The sequence below is a fragment of the Streptomyces sp. URMC 126 genome, from assembly GCF_051386555.1.
GTDB lineage: Bacteria > Actinomycetota > Actinomycetes > Streptomycetales > Streptomycetaceae > Streptomyces.
Window position 1 is genome coordinate 1 of the sequence record NZ_JBPQTX010000689.1, and the last position, 390, is coordinate 390.

Here is a 390-nt window from a genome sequence, read left to right on the forward strand (position 1 = left end):
GCGGGGGCGGGTGCGGAGGGGTCGGCGTGGCCGACGGTGACGGGGGTGATGCCGGTGCCGTCGAGGGCGGCCGCCGCCTCGTTCCGGTCGCGGCAGACGACGGCCATGCGGTGGGGGAAGGCCCGGCGGCCGGCGCGCAGGGTGTGGGCGGCGTCCGCGAGGGCGGGGGCGTCGTCGGCGCGCAGGGCCTCCGCCAGGGCCTCGGCGGAGCGCTGGAGGGCGGTGGGTGTCCGGGCGGAGAGCACCAGGAGCTCGGGGCCCGTGGCGGTGTCCGCCGGCTCGGGGGCCGGGGGCGGCTCCTCCAGGACGACGTGCGCGTTGGTGCCGCCGACGCTGAAGGAGCTGACGCCGGCCCGGCGGGGGGCGTCGGTGCGGGGCCAGGGGGTCGCC

Annotated in this window: 1 protein-coding gene; it reads right to left on the reverse strand. The window is 81.5% G+C overall.

Annotated features, from left to right (window positions below; translation table 11 throughout):
* On the reverse strand, positions 1–390 hold a 390-nt coding region (locus ACSNOK_RS33470; RefSeq protein ID WP_436784539.1), incomplete at both ends, for a CurL C-terminal domain-containing protein.